This is a genomic window from Novosphingobium sp. BL-S-19 (genome assembly GCF_055521675.1).
In genome coordinates, this window is sequence record NZ_CM145498.1 from 2,595,530 (window position 1) to 2,615,083 (window position 19,554).

Genomic DNA, 19,554 nt, shown 5'->3' on the forward strand with positions numbered 1-19,554 from the left:
GGCGTCAGTTCGCGTCAGGCGCCGCGTTACCAATGAATCCTATTTTTAGGCCAAGTGTGTCAAGGCTTTGATCCTGCGCCATCAGGGCCCCAAACAGACATTGGAGATTATCAAATCTCTTCGATTTGATCGTCCACTTTCCGCCATTCCCAAAGGCGTGCGGATCTATCGTCCAGTCGTTCTCCGCGGTTTTGACGAAAACAGAACCCGCTTTCCAACCGCAATGAGTCTCCACCGCCCTCAAGAAATCCGATGGATCGGAGAACCGCTCAAGCAGCGGCAGCCCCGCCAGCATTCCTTTTTCAGCCAGATCCTTGCGCGCGGATGCAACCATTTCCAGACGCATCGTATCCCCAAGATACGTCCGATAAGCTAATCCCAGCGCCTCGTCTTCGAAGGTGACAATATCCTTGTCCGCAGCGGCGCTTATGCAGGCAAATTACCCCTGATTCGCTTTAGCCGTCACCTTGATGCGCACCACATCGGACCGGACATCGTCGTCATAAACGATAGAAACGCCAGCGGGGTTCAGTCCGCAATCGACCAGCGCCGTAGCAACCTGCTCCTGAGCGGGGAGAGGAGGTGGTGGCAAATCGGGCATCGCCAATCTTTCAGTCGAACAGCGGCAGGCGCGCGGCATCTTCGTCCGAAAGCGCTATGCCCATGAAACCACGCAGAGTGCGGGCGTAGTCGGCAGCGTTGGCGATCTCGCGCGTCTCGCTCGCGCCGTTGCGGTAGATCGTCAGTTGGCGACCGGTCATCGCCGCGAAACCGCCATCGAGGGCCACGCTGGCGACGCAAAGCGTGGTGAACCGCGTGTCGGGCCGCGTGGAGGTCCAGTGATTGCCCATCTCCAGATCGTCCTGCGCCACTTCGGCCAGATCGAAGCAATATTGCGGCTGCCAGTCGCCATGCGGTGCGCGGCGCCCGTCGGTGGCGCTGGCCGGGCCTGCGCGTTCGATGCGCCATTCGCCGCCCAGCGATCCGCGTTCGCCGCTGCGCAACAGCCGGTGCCACGCGCCATCCGTCGTCTGCACTTGCGCGCCGTCTTCCAACGGCAGCGGCGGGACGTAACTGCCGCCGAAACCGGCGTCAGCGATCCACGCCGCGCCGTCCATGTTCACCAGCAGCAGTGTATGCGTGCGCGGCGGCGCAGCGTGCTCCGGCAGCCCAAGCAGCACCCGCGCCAGCAAAGGCCGATTGACCAGCCCGAGTGCGCTAAGGGCATCGGAGAACAGGCGGTTTTGCTCGAAGCAATAGCCCCCGCGCCCGCGCACGACGAGTTTGTCGAAGACGCTGCCGCTATCGATATGGATGCCCTCGCCCAGCGGGATCGCAAGATTTTCAAAGCCGATCGCGCGCCGATGCGCCAGTTGCATCGCGGCAAGCCCTTCCGGATCGAGAGCGGGCGCGGCCGTCAGGCCGATGCGGGCGAAGTAGCGCGAGAGGTCCATTCTCGCTCTAGAGCACTCCCGCCCACCAGCGGGCAAGCCTGTTGATAAGATTGTGCGTAATGATGGGATATGGTGTTCGGAAACTGTCGAAATGGATTGGGTATTTCTGGATAACTGGCTGCATCCCTGTTGATAAATGTTGTACAGCCGGTGGACGAACTGTGCACTTCCCGTGGGTATCCTGTGGAACCACAGCAGCAGGCCCGGCCGCTTGCCGCTGTGAGTGGCGCAAGAAAGCGGGATCCCCGCCTTCGCGGGGATGACGGGAACGGCAGCACCCCCTCCTCGCCTCACGGCTAATCGCGGTTCTCGCCGCTCACGCTGGCCTTACTGCGCTGCGAGGTCGAGGATATGCGGCACCAGCTTCGGCCATGAACGGAAAAGCGTATGCCCACTCTGGCCCGAATGCGTCTCGACCGAACGATCGTTCCACTCATCGTTGCCCCATGGCGGATCGATGAAGCGCGAATGCGGGATCAGGCGGTGCACCCACTCCGATGTCGCGCGGGTATGCGAAAGATCGCTGGTGCCCGACCGGAACACTAGCGTTGGCATCGTCAGCCGCGCAAAATCGCGCTGGCTCATGCCCGGTACCGGGCTCACCGGCGAGGGAACATAAGCCGCCGCCCATTTCTGCATGACGGCGATGAACCGATCCGGATCCTGCGCCAATATGTAGTCGCGCGCTTGGGGGCTCTTGGCGAGGTTCTCGGCCCAACTGGTCGCCTGCAGCACCGCCTCCATGCCGCCCCGGCTGGCCAGCGTCCCCGCCTCTCCGCAATAGTAAGTGGCAAGCTGCATGAGGCCGATCGGATCGCCCGAAATCCACCACAACGCGAGGTGCGAACAAATCTCCGGATCGCGCGCTGCCGCCAGCATCGATACGCGGCTGCCGCCCGATCCGCCGGCGATCACCGTTGGCCCAAGGTCCAGCTTGCGGATCAGGCCGGCCAGCGCCTCCGCCTGCATTTCGGATTCGCTCTCGCCCAGCAGGCATGCATCGGATGCGCCGCAGTTGGGCCGATCATAGATGAGCACGCGGCGGCCGGCTTTCACAAAGCCTTCCGCCATTTCGCGCAGCCCCGGCACGTCCATCGTGAAACGTCCACCCGGCGTCAGGGCCACCGCCGGATCGCCCTCCTTGCCCAGCAACTCAAAGGCAATGCCGATTCCACCCACGTCGATCCGAGGCATCCGCGTTCTCCCCAAAGCGCCCTTCGGGGCGTCGTGGCGGAGATGCTCGACCGCAAGCGACATTCGCGCAAGGCGGCGGGCAGCGCCGCGAGGGCGATACCGCCCCCGCGTTACGCCGGCACGCCCTGGTGACTACCCTGTGGATATTCTGTGCGAATAGTGCGCAAAACCTATGAACTGCCGTGGAAAGCCGCGCAAAGAATGACGTTCAGGTAATCACGTCAGGCGAGGTCCGGCCTGTATGACGGGCGATGCCGGCGATGGCATCGACGGCATCGATCTGCGATTGCAGCATCGCTTCCGTATTGGCGAGAATATGCCCGGAAGGCAGCTCGTAACGCTCCAAATAGACCCGCAGCGTCGCCCCTTGCGTGCCCGTGCCGGAAAGGCGGAAGACCACCCGGCTGCCATCCTCGAACAGCACGCGCACGCCCTGGTTCTCGCTCAGCGAATGGTCGACCGGGTCGGTGTAGGCGAAGTTGTCGGCATGAGCGACGGTCAGCGGGCCGAACGCCTTGCCGGCAAGGCCGGGCAGCGATGCCTTGAGTTCGGCCATCAGCGCATCGGCAGCAGACTTGTCGATCGCCTCGTAGTCGTGCCGGGCGTAATAGTTGCGGCCGAAACGTGCCCAGTGCGCCTTGGCAAGATCGTCCACGCTGATCCCGCGCACGGCCAGGATGTTCAGCCAGAGCAGCACGGCCCACAGGCCATCCTTTTCCCGCACATGGTCGGATCCGGTGCCCGCGCTTTCCTCTCCGCAGATCGTCACCTGGCCGCTATCCAGCAAGTTGCCGAAAAACTTCCAGCCAGTGGGCGTTTCATAGCAGGGAATGCCGAAAGCCTCGGCCACGCGATCGGCCGCGCCGCTGGTCGGCATCGAACGGGCAATTCCCGTCAGCCGTCCGCGATAGGCGGGCGCGATCTCGATGTTGGCCGCCAGCATCGCCAGCGAATCCGATGGGGTAACATAGCGGCCGCGGCCGATGATCAGGTTGCGGTCCCCATCCCCGTCCGACGCGGCGCCGAGATCGGGCGCGTCCGGCCCCATCATCACGTCATAGAGCGCGCGGGCGTGGATCAGGTTGGGATCGGGATGGTGGCCGCCGAAATCCTCCAGCGGCACGCCGTTGATCACCGTGCCGGGCGCGAAGCCAAGCCGGCGCTCCAGAATCTCATGCGCATAGGGGCCCGTTACCGCGCTCATCGCATCGAAGCGCATCGTGAAGCCGGAGGAGACGATGCGGCGGATCTCGTCGAAATCGAACAGCGTTTCCATCAGGTCGGCATAGTCTGCCACCGGATCGATCACCTGAACCGCCATATCCCCGACCATGACCTCGCCCAGCGCGTCTAGTTCTATGTCGGGCGTCTCCACCGTAAGCAGGCGGTCGATCTCTGTAGTGCGATGGTGGATCGCCGCTGTCACCGTTTCGGGTGCCGGCCCGCCGTTGGCGATGTTGTACTTGATCCCGAAATCCTCGTCCGGGCCGCCGGGATTGTGGCTGGCCGAAAGGATCAGCCCGCCACTGGCGCCGTACTTGCGGATCACGTTGCTGGCCGCCGGGGTCGACAGGATACCGCCCTGCCCCACCAGCACGCGCGCATAGCCATTGGCCGCCGCCATGCGAATCGCCAGCTGGATCACCTCGCGGTTATGGAACCGTCCATCCCCGCCGATCACCAGCACCGCACCCGGCGCGGGTTTCACGGCATCGAACACGGCCTGGATGAAGTTTGCGGCATAGTTCGGCTGTTGGAAAACCCGGACTTTCTTGCGCAAGCCCGAAGTACCGGGCGCCTGACCTTCATAGGGTGTTGTGGGAACGGTCACGATCCGGGTCAAAGCGCGGGTCTCCATAAGCGGTGGGGAAGGAAGGTGTGCAATCGACGAAGTGCCAAGCTGTTCCAGTGATTGTGGAATCTCCGGAACGGCTCCCCGTCGCATTAGATGTGTGGAAGCGACTGGCGACAGTCTGGTGACACGGCACCCAATGTCAAATGCGCGAACGGGTCAATTCGGTGCAACTGTGCCCCCTTTGGGACCAGTTACACGATTTTTCGTGTCAGATCAGTCCTCTGTCCCGCATGCTTACCACGCTGCTGGCACCAACGACGACGTGGTCGTCCACCGAAAAGTCGAGGGCCGAGGTCACATCGATGAAATGGCGCGTCGCGCGAATGTCGGATGCGCTGGGCTCCGGATTGCCGGAGGGGTGGTTGTGCGCGATCACCAACCGCCGCGCATTCAGATCGAACGCACGGCGCACCGTGCTGCGCAGCGGCAGCGTGACCACGCTGCACTGTGTCCCCGCGTAGAAGTCCTCAGCAATGAACAGCCCTTCGGCGGTGAGGAACAGCACCAGCACGCACTCTTCCCGCAAGGCGCTTAACCGGCGCACAAGGTATCGGCGCAGGCGTGGATTGCCGGGTTCGGTCGGCTCGCCATAAAGCGCTTCGCGGGCTGCCAGCATGGCGATGTCGCGAGCGACGGCGATCGCGGCGGCCAGCAGGTTCTGGCTGCAGGGTTCTCCACTGATGACTTCGGCCAGGGCATCAGATGACGCGGTGTAGATACCGCGCAAAGAGCCGAAGGCGCGGATCAGGCGGAGCGCAACCTCTCTCGATTGTTCGCCGGCGTAGGGATGAAGCACGCGCGCCAGGACCGATAGTTGCCCGGCGTCTTCTGCCGCCGCATGTGAGCGATCAGGCCAAGCCCCATCGCGGTGGCCTGCACGTAAGAAGGCATTATGCTCATCGCCAGATAGGCCGGACCGCGCAGATCCTGCGCCAGCATCGGATAGATATGGCTTGAAAAAGCGATCAACTGTGCCGCCCCTATCCACAGCGGATAGCTCCGGTTCGCGCAGAGCGCCACGGTGAGGAATACACCAAGAGCGATAGTGTCGATCGCAAAGTGGCCAACGTTCACTCCCATGACGATCACGCCGTGCTGGCTGGTGATCAAATGATAGATCCGATCGACGACCAGCATGGCCAGAAGTGTAGTGGTCAGGATGCGTTCGGGCGCCGCGCCGCGACGCAGCGCCTGAACGAACAGCACAATGAGCACGACGTGAAGCAGATAGGCCCGGGCTGCCAGGACGATCAGCATGACAGGCCCCGATCGGCCGGGATCGGCATGGCCACCCCCCGGTACCATGCCGTCCCACGCGCGGGCGCCGCAGCGCCCGCCGTACGGTTCAGGCGGAGAGCGCCATCCCCGTTTCCTCGATCAATGCCGCGGAGGGCGGGCAGGCTTCGGGCTCGTCGATGATCGCGTTCACGTCGCGCCCGGCATCCAGCAGCGCGCGATGCACACGGATCATGTCGTTCTGGCATTCCAGCAGCGACCGCTGCGATTTGGCAAGGCGCAGCAGCGCGCTCTGGCCAGTGAAGTTGGCAATGCCTTCCACCTGGCGTGCCAGAAGCATCGATTCCATGAGACGGGCGGAAGCAAGCAGCGCCGAATCCAGCGAGCCTTCGGCCTCGGGAAGCTGGCGGGTGATGCGGGCGGTTGCTGCGGAAATCGTCATCGACATGTAGACCCTCCTTCGACGTCCCCGGCACGAACGGGGAGCCCAAGCATGACCAGGATCGAGGCTGGCTCACGAGAGCCGACCCAACGCCGTGGCAAGATCCAGGCCGAACACCGCCACGAGCAGCAGCCCGCCGGCGATCAGGACCATGGCTGCCATGCGGTTGAGACCGGCATCGTTGCCATCGAGCACCTCGGGGACGAGCCGGTCTGCCGGTTCTGCCTGCCAGGGCGCTTCAATCCTGAAGGTCACCCCATCCGACAGTCGCAGCCGATCGCCCGGCTCGTCCTGCTCCCACTCTTCGGTCGCATCGGCGGCAGTAGGAACCTGAGGATTCTTGTCTGGTAGAGGATTATAGGCTGTATCTGCGGGGCGCAGGTAATGCCTGTAAGCGCGTGCAAGTTCGGCACGCGGCGGGGCGCCGGTGCGGTTGCGAACACCTTCGATGCGCTGGTTCACCGCGCTTTCGGAAATGCCCAGTTCCCAGGCGATTTCCTTGCTCGTCCGATTCTCGGCGACGAGGCGAAGCACTTCGTGCTGCTTTTCCGTCAACGATGGCAGAACCTCCAGAACCCGCCGGAACTGCGCCGGTGTCTGTTCATGTGCCCAACAATCGATTTCCATCGGACCCGTTTATCCCCGTTCCGACAGGGTACCCTCCACCCTGCCAGTCGTTATTGCTACATATATGTCGGTAACCAATTCGTGATCAACCCGCGCTCCAGTCATATACTATCGACAGAGCGCTTTCCTCACGCACGAATCGTTCATTTCGGATGGTTGCTCTGCCGATCACCGGCATTTCCTGCAATGGCTTTAACTATCCTTGAAAACCCAATACCTTAGCGGAGATGGCCTGCCGCGTTGAGGCCGAATTGGGAGCGTCCGCGACAACTCTGCCCGGCTCATTACAATTTCTTACTATTCGAGGATTTCCGCCGGGCGCCCCGCGATCTAGCCGGGAATCATGAGGATGCCCGAAGCTGTCGCCCCCCTTTACGCCTCTCGGCCCAGCCCCCGTTCCGCCGGGGGCTGCCACGGCGTACTGTGCCTGATACTCGCCTCAACGGCGATTACCGCACCGATAGAGGCCCGCGCGCAGCAGGCTTCGCCCGCCGCCACAACCAGTGCAAAGGGCACGGCGGCCAAAACCACCAGCCAGCCCGACACCGCCGAAGACAGCGGCAGTACGGACGAGATCGTCGTCCGTGGGCAAGCCGTGCCGGGCGCAGTGATCGGCGACATCCCGCCCGAGAACCAGATCAATCAGGGTGAGATCGCCTCCTACGGCGTCGATTCGATCAGCGACCTGCTCAGCGAGATCGCCGACCAGACCGCCAGCATCTCGGGCCGCGATTCGTCCAGCGGGCCGGTCGTTCTGGTGAACGGCAAACGCGTTTCCGGCGTCAACGAAGTGGGCGACCTGCCCGTGGAATCGGTGCTGCGCGTCGATATCCTGCCCGAGGAAGTGGCCATCAAGTACGGCTACGACGCACAGCAGAAGGTGGTGAACATCATCCTGAAGCGTCGCTTCCAGTCGCGCGTCGCCAATCTGGAGGGCGGCATGTCCACCAAGGGCGGCGGTGGCCAGGGCAACGGCGCATTCGCCTACACCAGGATTCATGACAACGACCGCCTGAACGTAACCGGCAAAGTTTCGGGCCAGGCCTCCATACTGGAGAGCGACCGCGACATCGTGCCCGATCCGGACAGCGGCATCACGCCGGCAGACGGTATCGCCGACGATCGCGCCTACCGCACCCTGCAGGCATCGACGCGCAATTACGCGCTGGGCGCCAGCCTTGCGCACGATCTGGGCGGATCGGCGAACCTCTCATTCAACCTCAAGGGCACCTACAAGACCAGCCGCTCACTGGACGGTCTGGCCACCGGCGATCTGACGGTTCCGGCCGACAATCCCTATTCGGACGGAACCGAGGCGGCCTTCACCCGCTACCTGTCCACCGATCCGCTGAACAAGTCGCTGAATTCGGCGGACGTTTCGGCGGGGTCCACCTTCAACATGGACCTGTCCAGCCGCTGGAAGCTGTCGGTGGTCGGCAGTTACGAGCACAGCGAATCGGACACCCGCACGGAGACCGGCTACGATACCGACGCGCTTCAGGCCGCGCTGGACGCCAACACCCCCTCCGTCGATCCTTACGGCCCGCTTTCGTCTGATCTGCTGGGCCAGATGCTGACCAACCGGGCGAAGTCCAACACCGATACCGGCAGCGCCAGCGCGCTGATCTTCGGCAAGCTGCTGAAGCTGCCGGCCGGCGACATGGGCGTCAGTTTGAAGCTGGGCGGTGATTTCACTGCGCAATCGTCAAGCACTACCCGCAATGGACTGGTGACGGACAGCGACGCCAACCGCACCAACGGCAACGCCAAGCTTTCCGTCGACATTCCGCTGACCAGCCGCAGCAAGCATTTCCTGGGCGCCATCGGATCGCTGAGCCTGAACCTCAACGGCGGCATCACCCAGGTCTCCGACTACGGCACGCTGGGCACCTTCGGCTATGGCCTGACCTGGACGCCGGTGGACGGCGTGACCGTGATCGCCGCGGTGAACGAGGACCGCAGCGCGCCCACCGTATCGCAGCTGAGCGGCCCGGTGATCACCACCACCAACCAGCGCGTCTACGACTATGTGACCGGCCAGTCCGTGCTGGTGACGACGGTGACGGGCGGCAATCCCGACCTGAAGGCGGATGACCGGCACAGTTTCAAGCTGGGCCTGACCGCCAAGATTCTGGACGAGCCGAAGCTCAATTTCAGCGCCAACTACGTCAACAGCCGCAATCGCAACGCCGTGATGAGCATCGGCGGCGTGACCGAGGAAATGGAGGATGCCTTCCCCGATCGCTTCGTTCGCGATGCCACGGGCACGCTGGTCGGCGTCGATGCGCGCCCGGTGAACGTTTATATGCAGCGCACCGAGCAAGTGCGCTGGGGCTTCAATTTCTCCGCCCTGTTGCGCAAGCCCAAGCGTCCCGAGCGGCCGCCATGGGCGCGCCCCGGTGAGAATGGGCAGTGGCGCGGTCGCCGTACCGGAGAGCAAGGCGGCCAACCGGGCGGCGAACAAGGTGCGCAGGCACCCGGCGCCCAGACTCCGCCCGGTCAGCCCGGCGCGGATGGCGAGATCACCGTCAACGGCCAGCGCGAGCAGGAAGGCCCTGGCGGCTTCGGCCCACCCCCCGGCGGTTTCCCGCCAGACGGCTCTCCGCCGGAAGGTTTCCGCGACGGCCCGCCACCCGATGGCTTCGGCCCGCCTCCCGGGGGTGGCCCCGGCGGACCGGGTGGTCCCGGTGGTGGACCTGGTGGCCCGGGCGGCGGCTTCGGCGGTGGACGCGGCGGACGCGGGTTTTCCGGCGGCAGCGACAATGGCGCGCGTCTGCTGGCGTCGGTCTATCACACCTGGGTGCTGCGTTCGGACGTGCAGCTTACCGAGGATGGCGAGACGATCGACCTGCTCCACGGCGGCACCGTCACCGGCAGCACCACGCCGCAGCACAAGATCACCGCCAGCCTTGGCGTCGTGGACAATGGCGTCGGTATGCGGCTTGAAGGCAACTGGCAGAGCGCAACCAAGGTCACCGGCGATGCCATGTCGAGTTCGACCGGGGACTTGCACTTCTCGTCTTTGGCGACGCTGGACCTTCGGCTGTTTGCGAACCTGCAGAACCGGTTCCGCGGCAAGGCATGGGCGCGTGGTACGCGCGTCAGTCTGTCGATCGAGAACCTGTTCGACACGCGTCAGACGGTGACCGATGCCACCGGGGCGACGCCCTATTCCTATCAGAAGGACTATCTGGACCCGATGGGGCGCACAGTGCTGCTTTCTGTGCGGCGGATTTTCTGACGATGTGATTGCCGGGGAAGTGGTTTGCGCTCTTCGGCCGTCGCGCTTGGCTTAAGAACAAGCGGGATCCCCGCCTTCGCGGGGATGACGATGTGGTGGGGGCGGGGGTGCTCAACACCCGCCAGCAACCTCAATTTTCGTCATCCCCGCGAAGGCGGGGATCCCGCTTCCTTCCTCCCACGCACACAGCAAAGAAAAAGGGCAGGAGAGCCACGGCTCCCCTGCCCTTTTCTCAATCTGCCAGAAAGCAGCGAGGCTAAAACCTCACTCCTCGCCCATGCGAAGCGCGGCGATGAAGGCTTCCTGCGGGATCTGCACGTTGCCGTACTCGCGCATGCGCTTCTTGCCTTCCTTCTGCTTTTCCAGAAGCTTCTTCTTACGCGTGATGTCGCCACCATAGCACTTGGCGGTAACGTCCTTGCGCATGGCCGAAATCGTCTCGCGCGCGATCACCTTGGCGCCAATCGCCGCCTGAATCGGGATCTTGAACATGTGCCGCGGGATCAAGTCCTTCAAACGCTCCACCAGTGCACGGCCGCGCGGTTCGGCCTGGCTGCGGTGGACCACCATCGACAGCGCATCGACCGGCTCGTTGTTCACGAGGATGTTCATCATCACGAGGTCACCCTCCTGAAGCCCGATCTGCTCGTAGTCGAAGCTGGCATAGCCGCGGCTGATCGACTTGAGGCGGTCGTAGAAGTCGAACACCACTTCGTTGAGCGGCAGTTCGTACGTCACCTGCGCACGGCCGCCGACGTAAGTAAGGTCCTTCTGGATACCGCGACGATCCTGACAGAGCTTCAGGATCGAGCCGAGGTATTCGTCCGGCGTGTAGATCACCGCCTTGATCCACGGCTCTTCCATGAAATCGATCTTCACCGGATCGGGCATGTCGGCCGGGTTGTGCAGTTCCTTCACGGTGCCGTCGGTCATCGTCAGGCGATAGACCACCGAAGGCGCCGTGGTGATGAGGTCGAGGTCGTATTCGCGGCTCAGACGCTCCTGGATGATTTCCAGATGCAGCAGGCCCAGGAAGCCGCAGCGGAAGCCGAAGCCCAGCGCCGCGCTCGATTCCATTTCGAAGCTGAAAGAGGCGTCGTTCAGGCGCAGCTTGCCGATCGATTCGCGCAGCTTCTCGAAGTCGTTGGCGTCGACGGGGAAGAGGCCGCAGAACACCACGGACTGCACTTCCTTGTAGCCCGGCAGCGCCTGCGTGGCGCCCTGCTTCACGGTGGTGATCGTGTCACCGACCTTGGCCTGCTCCACTTCCTTGATCTGCGCGGTGATGAAGCCGATTTCGCCGGGGCCGAGTTCGGGCAGATCGATCCGCTTGGGCGTGAAGCAGCCGACGCGGTCGACCAGGTGATCGGTGCCGCCCTGCATGAACTTGACGTTGAGGCCCTTCTTGATGACGCCGTCGATCACGCGCACCAGAATGACGACGCCAAGGTACGGATCGTACCAGGAATCGACCAGCATCGCCTTCAGCGGCGCGGTGCGGTCCCCCGAAGGCGCCGGGATCTTGGCGACGACGGCTTCGAGAATCTCGTCAATGCCGATGCCGGACTTGGCGGAGGCCAGCACGGCTTCGGAAGCATCGATGCCGATCACTTCCTCGATCTCGTTGCGCACCTTTTCCGGTTCGGCGGCGGGCAGGTCGATCTTGTTGATCACGGGCACGATCTCGTGGTCATGCTCGATCGACTGATAGACGTTGGCCAGCGTCTGCGCCTCCACGCCCTGCGCAGCGTCGACGACCAGCAGCGCGCCTTCACAGGCGGCAAGGCTGCGGCTGACTTCGTAGGCGAAGTCGACGTGGCCCGGCGTGTCCATCAGGTTCAGCTCATAAGTGAGCCCGTCGGACGCCGTATAGTTCAGGCGCACGGTCTGCGCCTTGATGGTGATCCCGCGTTCCTTCTCGATATCCATGTTATCGAGCACCTGCGCGCTCATCTCGCGGTCGGAGAGGCCCCCGGTGCGCTGGATAAGACGGTCGGCAAGCGTCGACTTGCCATGGTCGATGTGGGCAATGATCGAGAAATTACGGATCTGGGCGAGTTCGGTCATGGATGCGCCGTTAGCAGCGCTTGGGCCATTTGAAAATGCGGTGTGCGCGCATTTTCAGGCCCGCCATTCCGGGCGCCCGTCACACGGCTATCAGCCGACCTTGCGCAGCGGCCCGTCCTCGCTCGCCTCGAACAGGGTCCGCGACGGTGTGAACAGCACCGCGCCGTGGGCATCGAGTTCCAGCGGCGTGCCGAATTCCACGCCCATGTGATCGTCCCGGCACCAGCGTGCGGTGGCGAGAACCACGTTATCCTCGGCCAGATGGAGCGCAAAGCAGGTCTCCACCGGCACGTTCCACAGCCCTTCCACCAGCGCCCCGGTCTGCGAAACGTTGCGGATGGTGGCGTGGTAGATGTGGCCATCGTGTTCCAGCACGACCTTGCGCAGCATCGTCTGACGCGGTGCGCGCGCCGAACGCGGCCCTTGCGCCACGGCGCTCAATCCCTGCGCCAGCCTTGCCGCCGCGCCGATGGCGGTGAGCGGCTTTTCATAGATATAGCCCTGAATGTGGCTGCATCCCAGCAGGCGCACCAGATCCAGCTCGTCAAGCGTCTCCACGCCTTCGGCCGTGGTTTCCATGTTCAGCGCTTCGGCCAGGCTGACGATCGACGAGATGATCGCCCCGTTGCGGCTGCCTTCGATCGTAGCGCCGCGCACGAAGCTCTGGTCGATCTTGATCTTGTCGAACGGCGCGCGCTTCAGATAGCCGAGCGAGGAATAGCCGGTGCCGAAATCGTCCAGCGCCAGACGCACGCCCACCGACTTCAGTGCCGCGAACATGCCTTCGGTGGACTTGTCTTCGCCCAGGAACACACTCTCCGTGATCTCCAGTTCCAGCCGGCCGGCCGCAATCCCCGCATCGGCGATGGCCCGCGTGACGATCTCCGGCAGCGCCGGGTTGGAGAACTGCAACGGCGAGACGTTGACCGCCACGCGCACATCTTCCGGCCAGGCGGCAAGATCGCGACAGGCCGTGCGCAGCGCCCATTCGCCGATCTGGGCGACCAAGCCGGTCTCTTCCGCCACCGGCACGAACTTGGCGGGCGACAGGTAGCCGTGGCGCGGATGGTTCCAGCGCAGCAGCGCCTCGAACCCGGTGATCCGCTCGGTCGTCGTGTGGATTTGCGGCTGGTAGTGCAGTTCCAGCGTTCCCAGCACGATAGCATCGCGCAGGTCCTGCTCCAGCTGCTGGCGCTCCTTGGCGTCCGAATGCAGATCGTCATCGTAGAAGTAATGCCGCCCGCGCCCGCTGCCCTTGGCGGCATAGAGCGCAAGGTCGGCGTTGCGGATGATCTCTTCGGCCGTGCTGCCGTTTTCCGGGCAGAGCGATATGCCGATGGAGGCACCGATGGTCACCCGCACGCCGTCGATTTCGTAAGGCTGCGACAGGTTTTCGATGATCCGGCGCGCGATATGGGCAAGGCCCTCGTGCTGGTGATGGCCGGGTAGCAGCACTTTGAACTCGTCCCCGCCCAGGCGCCCCACGCGGCCCATCGCGCCCACCGTGGTGGTCAGGCGTTCGGCCACTTGCTTCAGCAGGGCGTCACCGGCCGGGTGGCCCATCGTGTCATTGACCTGCTTGAAACGGTCGAGATCGAGCAGGAACACCGCGCAGGCCCGGCTTTCCAGCCGCGGAGAGGTCAGGATCTTCTCCAGCCATTCCGCCATCTGGAATCGGTTGGCGAGCGAGGTCAGCGAATCGAACCGCGCCAGCAAGGTAACATGCTGCTGCGACTTGCGGGTTTCGGTCAGGTCCGTGCCCGAACCGCGAAAACCCAGGAAATTATGGAACTGGTCCAGCACCGGCCGGCCGGAGATCGACCACCAGCGCTCATCCGCCTCACCCGTGGCCGCCCGCACCGTCAGGTCCTGAAACGAAGACCGTGTGGCGAGATGGAAGGCCAGCGTGCGTTCGCTTTCGGGCTGCCCGTCCGCTTCGACATGGAACAGGCTGGTGAACGCGCGGCCCGCCACTTCGTCCTGCGTGCAGCCCAGCAGTTGTGCAATGCGCGGCGAGACATAAGTGACCATGCCGCGCCGGTCGCTTTCCCAGAACCAGCCCTGCCCGGTATCCTCGTACTCACCCAGAAGTTCCTCGGCGCGGTGCTGGCGCATGTCCTGCTCGGCCCGGTGCGCCGATTCGGCGGCAGCCTCGCGCACTTGCCGCATGGCCACCACCAGTCCCAAGCCGCAGCCCGCCGCCAGCAGGCCGAACGAATAGACAGAGGCCGATGGCAGCGAGGCGCCAAACCACAGCGCCACCGTGGCCGCCACGATGGAGGTCATCCGCCCGTTGAGCAGCACTGTCGCCAGCAGCACCAGCAGGACGTGCGCCTTGACCGTGTAGCCCGCATCGACCGCCGGCGCCCAAAGCGAGGTGGCAAGGCCGAACAGCGCCATCGGCACGCCGATCGCCAGCAGCATCAACGGATAGCGCATCGGGCTGTCGTGTCGGCGTCGCTCCTCGATTCGCGCCAGCAAGGGCGCGGCAAGGCAGCCGGCCATCGCCAGTAGCGCCAGCAGAATGGTCGCCCGCCCCGGCCGAGTGCCGGAAAGCACCGCGGTCATCGCCAGCACGCATACCATCGCCGGGGCCATCAGCTCCCACCGGCGCGCGACGAAGTAAAACAGCGGATCGCTGCTGGGCCCCTTGGGCCGCAACTGCGCAAAATTCCCGGCCATGCCGCGCGACTCGGCGGTGACGGGCAAATCGGCAACGGGATTGTCCGTAATGGGCGAATCCGTATCGGCTGCCGTACGCACGCGGGCACGCACCTGCAAAAGCCCGGATTCGCGCCCGCCCGGCACGCCCTTGCGCACGGTGTACCGTCTCCTGCGGGAACCTGTCATCGCCATGTCCCGCTCTTGCGGCCCGGCCCATTTCAAAAGGGTTAAATCCGCAGCGGCTCAAAAGGGCAAAAATCCGATTTTGCGGCGCATCACAGGGGCTAACGCGTAGATTAACGGCTGGTCGCAAGTGGGCGTTTTCGCTTGCCCCGCCCCCTGCCCCATGCTTGCTTGTTTTTTGACGGGGCGCACGCCCGGTGCGCTCTTTCACGGGAGAGCAAGTCCATGCGACATATCGCGATCGTGGGTTCGGGACCGGCCGGCTACTACACGGCCGAAGCAGCGCTCAGACAATGGGGGGACGGGGTTCGGGTCGACATTTTCGACGCCTTGCCGGTGCCCTTCGGACTCATCCGCAGCGGCGTCGCCCCCGATCACCAGTCGATCAAGGGCGTCTCGCGCCGATACGAGGCAACCGCGCAGACTGACAATGTGCGCTTCATCGGCAATGTCTGGATCGGCCGCGACGTCACCGTGGGCGAACTGCGCGAACTCTATGATGCGGTGGTACTGGCCACCGGCGCGCCGAACGATCGCAAGCTTGGCCTGCCCGGTGAGGATCTGGCCAATGTCTTCGGCTCCGCCGCCTTCGTCGGCTGGTACAACGGCCACCCGCACTTCTCCGGCCTTAACCCGCAGCTTGCGCACGATACGGCGGTGGTGATCGGCAACGGCAATGTCGCTCTGGACGTCGCGCGCATCCTGGCGAAGTCGCAGAAGGAGTTCGAAGGCTCCGACATCGTCACCCACGCGCTGAAGGCGCTGACCGGATCGCGAGTGCGCCGCATCGTCATCCTTGGCCGGCGCGGGCCGTTCCAGATCGCGATGACGCCGAAGGAACTGGGCGAGCTGACCCTGCTCAGCCGCGCCCGCCCGCATGTGGACGCGGCGGACCTTCCGGCCGAAACCGGCGATGCCGCGCTCGATCCCGGCCAGCGCAAGGCCGTGGGCCACTTGCGCAACTTTGCCAAGGCCGCGCCTGCCGAGCCGCAAGTCGATGAAGTCTCCATCGAATTCGACTTCTACGCCGCCCCGCGCGCGATTCTCGGTGACGGCCGCGTCGAAGCGGTGGAAGTGGAGCGCACGCGGCTGGAGGATGGCAAGGCGGTCGGCACCGGGGAGACTTATCGCATCCCCGCCGGTCTGGTCGTCGCCTGCATCGGCTACCAGACCTCCCCGATTCCGGACGTGCCCTATGACGATCAGCACGGCCGCTTCGCCAACGAAGACGGGCGGATCGCGCCCGGTCTCTACTGCGTCGGCTGGGCCCGGCGCGGCCCCACCGGCACCATCGGCACCAACCGGCCCGACGGCTTCGCCATCGTCGAACGCATTGCCGAAGATCTGGGCGGCTTCCGCGCCGACGGCGCCGGCAAGCCCGGCCGCCCCGGTTTTGACGCGCTCGCGGCCGAACGCGGGATCGACTATGTGAAGTTCACCGATTGGCAGAAGATCGACGAGGCGGAAGTCGCCAATGCCCGCAACGGCGCCCCGCGCGAGAAGTTCGTGGCGGTGGAACAGATGATCGAGGCGGCCGGCAAGCGGTAGGCTTGCCGGCGGGGGCCATCCTTTCGACCTCTCTCGTCATTGCGAGCGAAGCGAAGCAATCCAGGGCAGTTTACGCCGCGCTGGATTGCTTCGTCGGCTTCGCCGCCCCAGCCCCACAACCTTACGGCGATTTCATTGGTTCGCCCCCAACCCGCTGCTATGCGCAATGGATTGGCGAACAGGGGGTTACGCGACATGAAGATGATGCACGTTGGCGCTGCTTTGGCGGCGGCGCTGATGCTGGCCGCGCCGTCGGGCATGGTCGATTCCATGGCCGAGGCAAAAACCTCCACCCCGGTAGTGGGGCAACCCGCCCCCGATTTCGAAATCACCCTGATGGACGGCAGCAAGGTGACGCTGGCGCAGCTTCGCGGGCAGGTCGTCGTGCTCAATTTCTGGGCGACCTGGTGCGTGCCGTGCCGGACGGAGCTGCCCACGCTGGACAGGTATTATGCGATACAGGCCAAGCACGGGCTGAAGGCCTTCGCCATCACCACGCAGGATTCGCTCCCGCTGTACCAGTTGAAGGCCCTGTTCAAGGCCATGGCGATCCCGGCGGGCCGCAGGATCAAGGGCCCTTACGGACCGCTGACCGGCGTACCGACGAACTTCGTGATCGATAGGGCCGGGGTGGTGCGCTACGCCAAGGCAGGCGCTTTCGATCTAGACGATCTCAACGCGGTATTGATCCCGCTGCTGGCTGAAAAGCCGCCGGCCTGATTGGCTTTAGGCAAGCGTACTTCCAAGAACTGATTCAAATCCCTTTTTCTTGTTACGGTTTGATGACAGTTTATCGAAATAAATTATTGTTATTCTTATGATTTTTTAGGTTTTCCAGTCTAGTTCACCATCCGCAAATCAAGTCCGGGACCGGAGATCGTTCGACTATCTCCGGCCAGACAAAGAATTTCGGGTGCGCTGATGTTGTCATGGAAACCGGCCTTGGGCCGACTGTTCTCTTCGCTGGAAACGCGCTTGGTCGGCGCCCTTATACTGATCGTCGTGGCGACCGGCCTGCTGCAAATCGTCACCCAGCGTGAGGCATTCGGGCTGCGCCGTGATGGTGAGGCACTGGTTCATGCATCGGCGATCGCCGAAAATGCGGACCAGTTCGCCGAAGCGGTGGGCAAGCTGCGCATGGCCACCAATCGCGGCCTTGCCGCCAGCGACGAAGACGGCACCGGTAACGAGCTTACCGATGCCGCCATCGCCATCGGCGACAAGCTGGGCCGGCTGCGCAACAGCGGCATGGCGCTCTATGACCTTCCCGAAGCGTCCGATCCCTTTGCCGATCTGGATCGCCACGTTGCCGCGATCCTGGCAGTCCAGTCCGGCGATATCGCCCGGCGCGGGCTGATCAACCGGATCGAAACGCGCAACAATGCCATGGCGGTGCTGGCCACGCGCATCGTCGAGCGCGCCCATGCAGAACGCGAAGCCGCCCAGCGCCGCCTCGTCGCCTCCATCGCGCGCTGGCAGCTGCTGGTGCTGAGCGCCGGGCTGGTCACCATCCTGATCGTTTCGCTGGTGCTGTTCGATATCCTGAAGAACATCCTGCCCGCCGTGCGCCGGATGCATCGATCGCTGCAGAGCCTTGCCAACGGCGATCTCGATATCGAGATCGGCTCGTTCCGCCTCAAGGAACTTCAAGACCTGTCCGGCCCGCTGGAAACCTTCCGGCGCAATGCCAAGGCCGTGAAGAATCTGGCCTTCAGCGATGCCGCCACCGGCCTGCCCAACCGCCGCGCGTTTCAGGAAGACGTCAGTTGGCTGCTCAGCGCCGCGCCGGAGCACTACTTCGCCTGCATGCTGATCGATATCGATCGCTTCAAGCACATCAACGACGATTACGGCCACGCCGCGGGTGACGAACTTGTACGGCTGATCGGCGCACGGCTGAAGACCAACCTGGGCGATTCCAGTATCGTCGCGCGCGTCGGTGGTGACGAGTTCGCCGTCTGCATCGAACTTTCCGACGGTGAATCGGTGACGGGGCTCGCCTCGCGCCTGACCGATTCGATGCGCACGCCGTTCAGTCTGGGCGAATATTCGGTGGCAATCACGGTCTCGATCGGCGTCACCGAGGTCCACGGCGCCCCGGATGCCGATATCGACGAGATCCTGCGCAACGCCGACATGGCGCTCTATGCCTCCAAGAAGACCGGCCGCAACTGCGCCACCGGCTTCGCGCCGCAGATGGCGGAAGAACGCGCCGTGGACCGCGCGCTGGAAAAGGATCTGGAAGCCGCATTCGAAAAGGGCGAACTGCGCATGGTCTACCAGCCGATCCACCCGGTTTCCGACAAGGCCCGCGAAGTGGAAGCGCTGGTCCGCTGGAAGCATCCCGCGCTGGGCGAAGTGCCACCCTCCACTTTCATTCCCGCGGCCGAGCGCAGCGGTCTGATGGTGCGGCTGGGCGAATGGATCATCCGCCGCGCGCTGCAGGACTTTGCCCAATGGCCGCAAGACATGCTGATGAGCATCAACCTCTCGCCCCTGCAGCTGCAGCACGACGGGTTCAGCGCCTTCCTGCTGGATGCCTGCGGCCGCCACGGCATCGCCCCGCACCGGCTGTTTCTGGAAGTGACGGAATCGCTCTCCATCGAACGCAACACCCGTGCGCTGCTGACGCTGAACCTGCTCCGCAACCTGGGCTTCCGCATCGCGCTGGACGATTTCGGCACCGGCTATTCGTCACTGTCGATGGTCAAGAGCTTCAAGTTCGATCGCATGAAGCTGGATCGTAGCCTGGTCATGGACCTTGGGCAGGATCCCGCCTCCGTCGCGGTGCTGGAAGCGGCGGTGACGATGGCGCGCCACGTCGGTGCCGAAGTCGTGGCCGAAGGGATCAGCGAGGAGCATCTGATCGACGCGACCAAAGGCGCCGGCTGCACGCACCTACAAGGCTATTTCTACAGCCGGCCGATCGAGGCGAACGAGGTACCGAACTATTTCACCGCGTCGATGATACCGCAGAGCGAAGTCGCCTGACGTCACACTGGGCGCATAAGAAAAAGGGCCGGGGTTCGCACCCCGGCCCTTT

General features: G+C 64.0%; 14 protein-coding genes. 4 read left to right on the forward strand and 10 right to left on the reverse strand.

Features of this window, described 5'->3' with window-relative positions:
* Positions 1 to 4 precede the first annotated feature (4 nt).
* The 8 genes from ACZ1JV_RS20420 to ACZ1JV_RS20455 all read right to left on the reverse strand — a co-directional run bounded on the left by ACZ1JV_RS20420 (position 5) and on the right by ACZ1JV_RS20455 (position 6,808).
* Positions 5 to 346: a hypothetical protein gene (locus tag ACZ1JV_RS20420; RefSeq protein ID WP_465150274.1), complete on the reverse strand. Its 342-nt coding sequence runs from the start codon at positions 344 to 346 to the stop codon at positions 5 to 7.
* 265 nt (positions 347 to 611) lie between these two features.
* Positions 612 to 1,454 carry an arylamine N-acetyltransferase family protein gene (locus ACZ1JV_RS20425; protein WP_465150275.1) on the reverse strand — a complete coding sequence of 281 codons (843 nt, stop codon included), beginning with the start codon at positions 1,452 to 1,454 and terminating at the stop codon, positions 612 to 614.
* A gap of 327 nt (positions 1,455 to 1,781) precedes the next feature.
* Positions 1,782 to 2,648, reverse strand: a complete 867-nt coding sequence (locus ACZ1JV_RS20430; RefSeq protein WP_465150276.1) for an alpha/beta fold hydrolase — start codon at positions 2,646 to 2,648, stop codon at positions 1,782 to 1,784.
* 208 nt (positions 2,649 to 2,856) lie between these two features.
* Positions 2,857 to 4,491 carry an alpha-D-glucose phosphate-specific phosphoglucomutase gene (locus ACZ1JV_RS20435; protein ID WP_465150277.1) on the reverse strand — a complete coding sequence of 545 codons (1,635 nt, stop codon included), beginning with the start codon at positions 4,489 to 4,491 and terminating at the stop codon, positions 2,857 to 2,859.
* A gap of 220 nt (positions 4,492 to 4,711) precedes the next feature.
* Positions 4,712 to 5,299: a JAB domain-containing protein gene (locus tag ACZ1JV_RS20440; RefSeq protein ID WP_465150278.1), complete on the reverse strand. Its 588-nt coding sequence runs from the start codon at positions 5,297 to 5,299 to the stop codon at positions 4,712 to 4,714.
* Positions 5,248 to 5,760, reverse strand: coding sequence for a hypothetical protein (locus tag ACZ1JV_RS20445; RefSeq protein WP_465150279.1), 513 nt, complete (start codon positions 5,758 to 5,760; stop codon positions 5,248 to 5,250). Before ACZ1JV_RS20445 ends, ACZ1JV_RS20440 begins: the two co-directional genes overlap by 52 nt.
* A gap of 88 nt (positions 5,761 to 5,848) precedes the next feature.
* On the reverse strand, positions 5,849 to 6,187 hold the full coding sequence (locus ACZ1JV_RS20450; RefSeq protein WP_465135567.1) for a hypothetical protein: 339 nt from the start codon (positions 6,185 to 6,187) through the stop codon (positions 5,849 to 5,851).
* Positions 6,188 to 6,253: 66 nt separating this feature from the next.
* The gene (locus tag ACZ1JV_RS20455) at positions 6,254 to 6,808 is read right to left on the reverse strand and encodes a helix-turn-helix domain-containing protein (RefSeq protein ID WP_465150280.1); all 555 of its coding nucleotides are present in this window, start codon (positions 6,806 to 6,808) and stop codon (positions 6,254 to 6,256) included.
* 349 nt (positions 6,809 to 7,157) lie between these two features.
* On the opposite strand from ACZ1JV_RS20455, the gene ACZ1JV_RS20460 reads away from it, so the two are divergent.
* Positions 7,158 to 10,049: a TonB-dependent receptor gene (locus tag ACZ1JV_RS20460; protein WP_465150281.1), complete on the forward strand. Its 2,892-nt coding sequence runs from the start codon at positions 7,158 to 7,160 to the stop codon at positions 10,047 to 10,049.
* 264 nt (positions 10,050 to 10,313) lie between these two features.
* Here ACZ1JV_RS20460 and lepA read toward each other — a convergent pair whose 3' ends face one another.
* A complete protein-coding gene (gene lepA / locus ACZ1JV_RS20465) occupies positions 10,314 to 12,116 on the reverse strand; it encodes a translation elongation factor 4 (protein ID WP_465150282.1) in 1,803 nt (600 codons plus the stop codon).
* A gap of 90 nt (positions 12,117 to 12,206) precedes the next feature.
* A complete protein-coding gene (locus tag ACZ1JV_RS20470; RefSeq protein ID WP_465150283.1) occupies positions 12,207 to 14,966 on the reverse strand; it encodes an EAL domain-containing protein in 2,760 nt (919 codons plus the stop codon).
* Between the two features lie 222 nt (positions 14,967 to 15,188).
* Here ACZ1JV_RS20470 and ACZ1JV_RS20475 point away from each other — a divergent pair, with 222 nt between their 5' ends.
* From ACZ1JV_RS20475 to ACZ1JV_RS20485, 3 genes are all read left to right on the forward strand, one after another.
* Positions 15,189 to 16,511, forward strand: a complete 1,323-nt coding sequence (locus tag ACZ1JV_RS20475; protein ID WP_465150284.1) for an FAD-dependent oxidoreductase — start codon at positions 15,189 to 15,191, stop codon at positions 16,509 to 16,511.
* A gap of 195 nt (positions 16,512 to 16,706) precedes the next feature.
* Positions 16,707 to 17,231 carry a TlpA family protein disulfide reductase gene (locus ACZ1JV_RS20480; RefSeq protein WP_465150285.1) on the forward strand — a complete coding sequence of 175 codons (525 nt, stop codon included), beginning with the start codon at positions 16,707 to 16,709 and terminating at the stop codon, positions 17,229 to 17,231.
* 222 nt (positions 17,232 to 17,453) lie between these two features.
* Complete coding sequence (locus tag ACZ1JV_RS20485) at positions 17,454 to 19,502, forward strand: putative bifunctional diguanylate cyclase/phosphodiesterase (RefSeq protein ID WP_465150286.1); 2,049 nt, start codon at positions 17,454 to 17,456, stop codon at positions 19,500 to 19,502.
* Positions 19,503 to 19,554 lie beyond the last annotated feature (52 nt).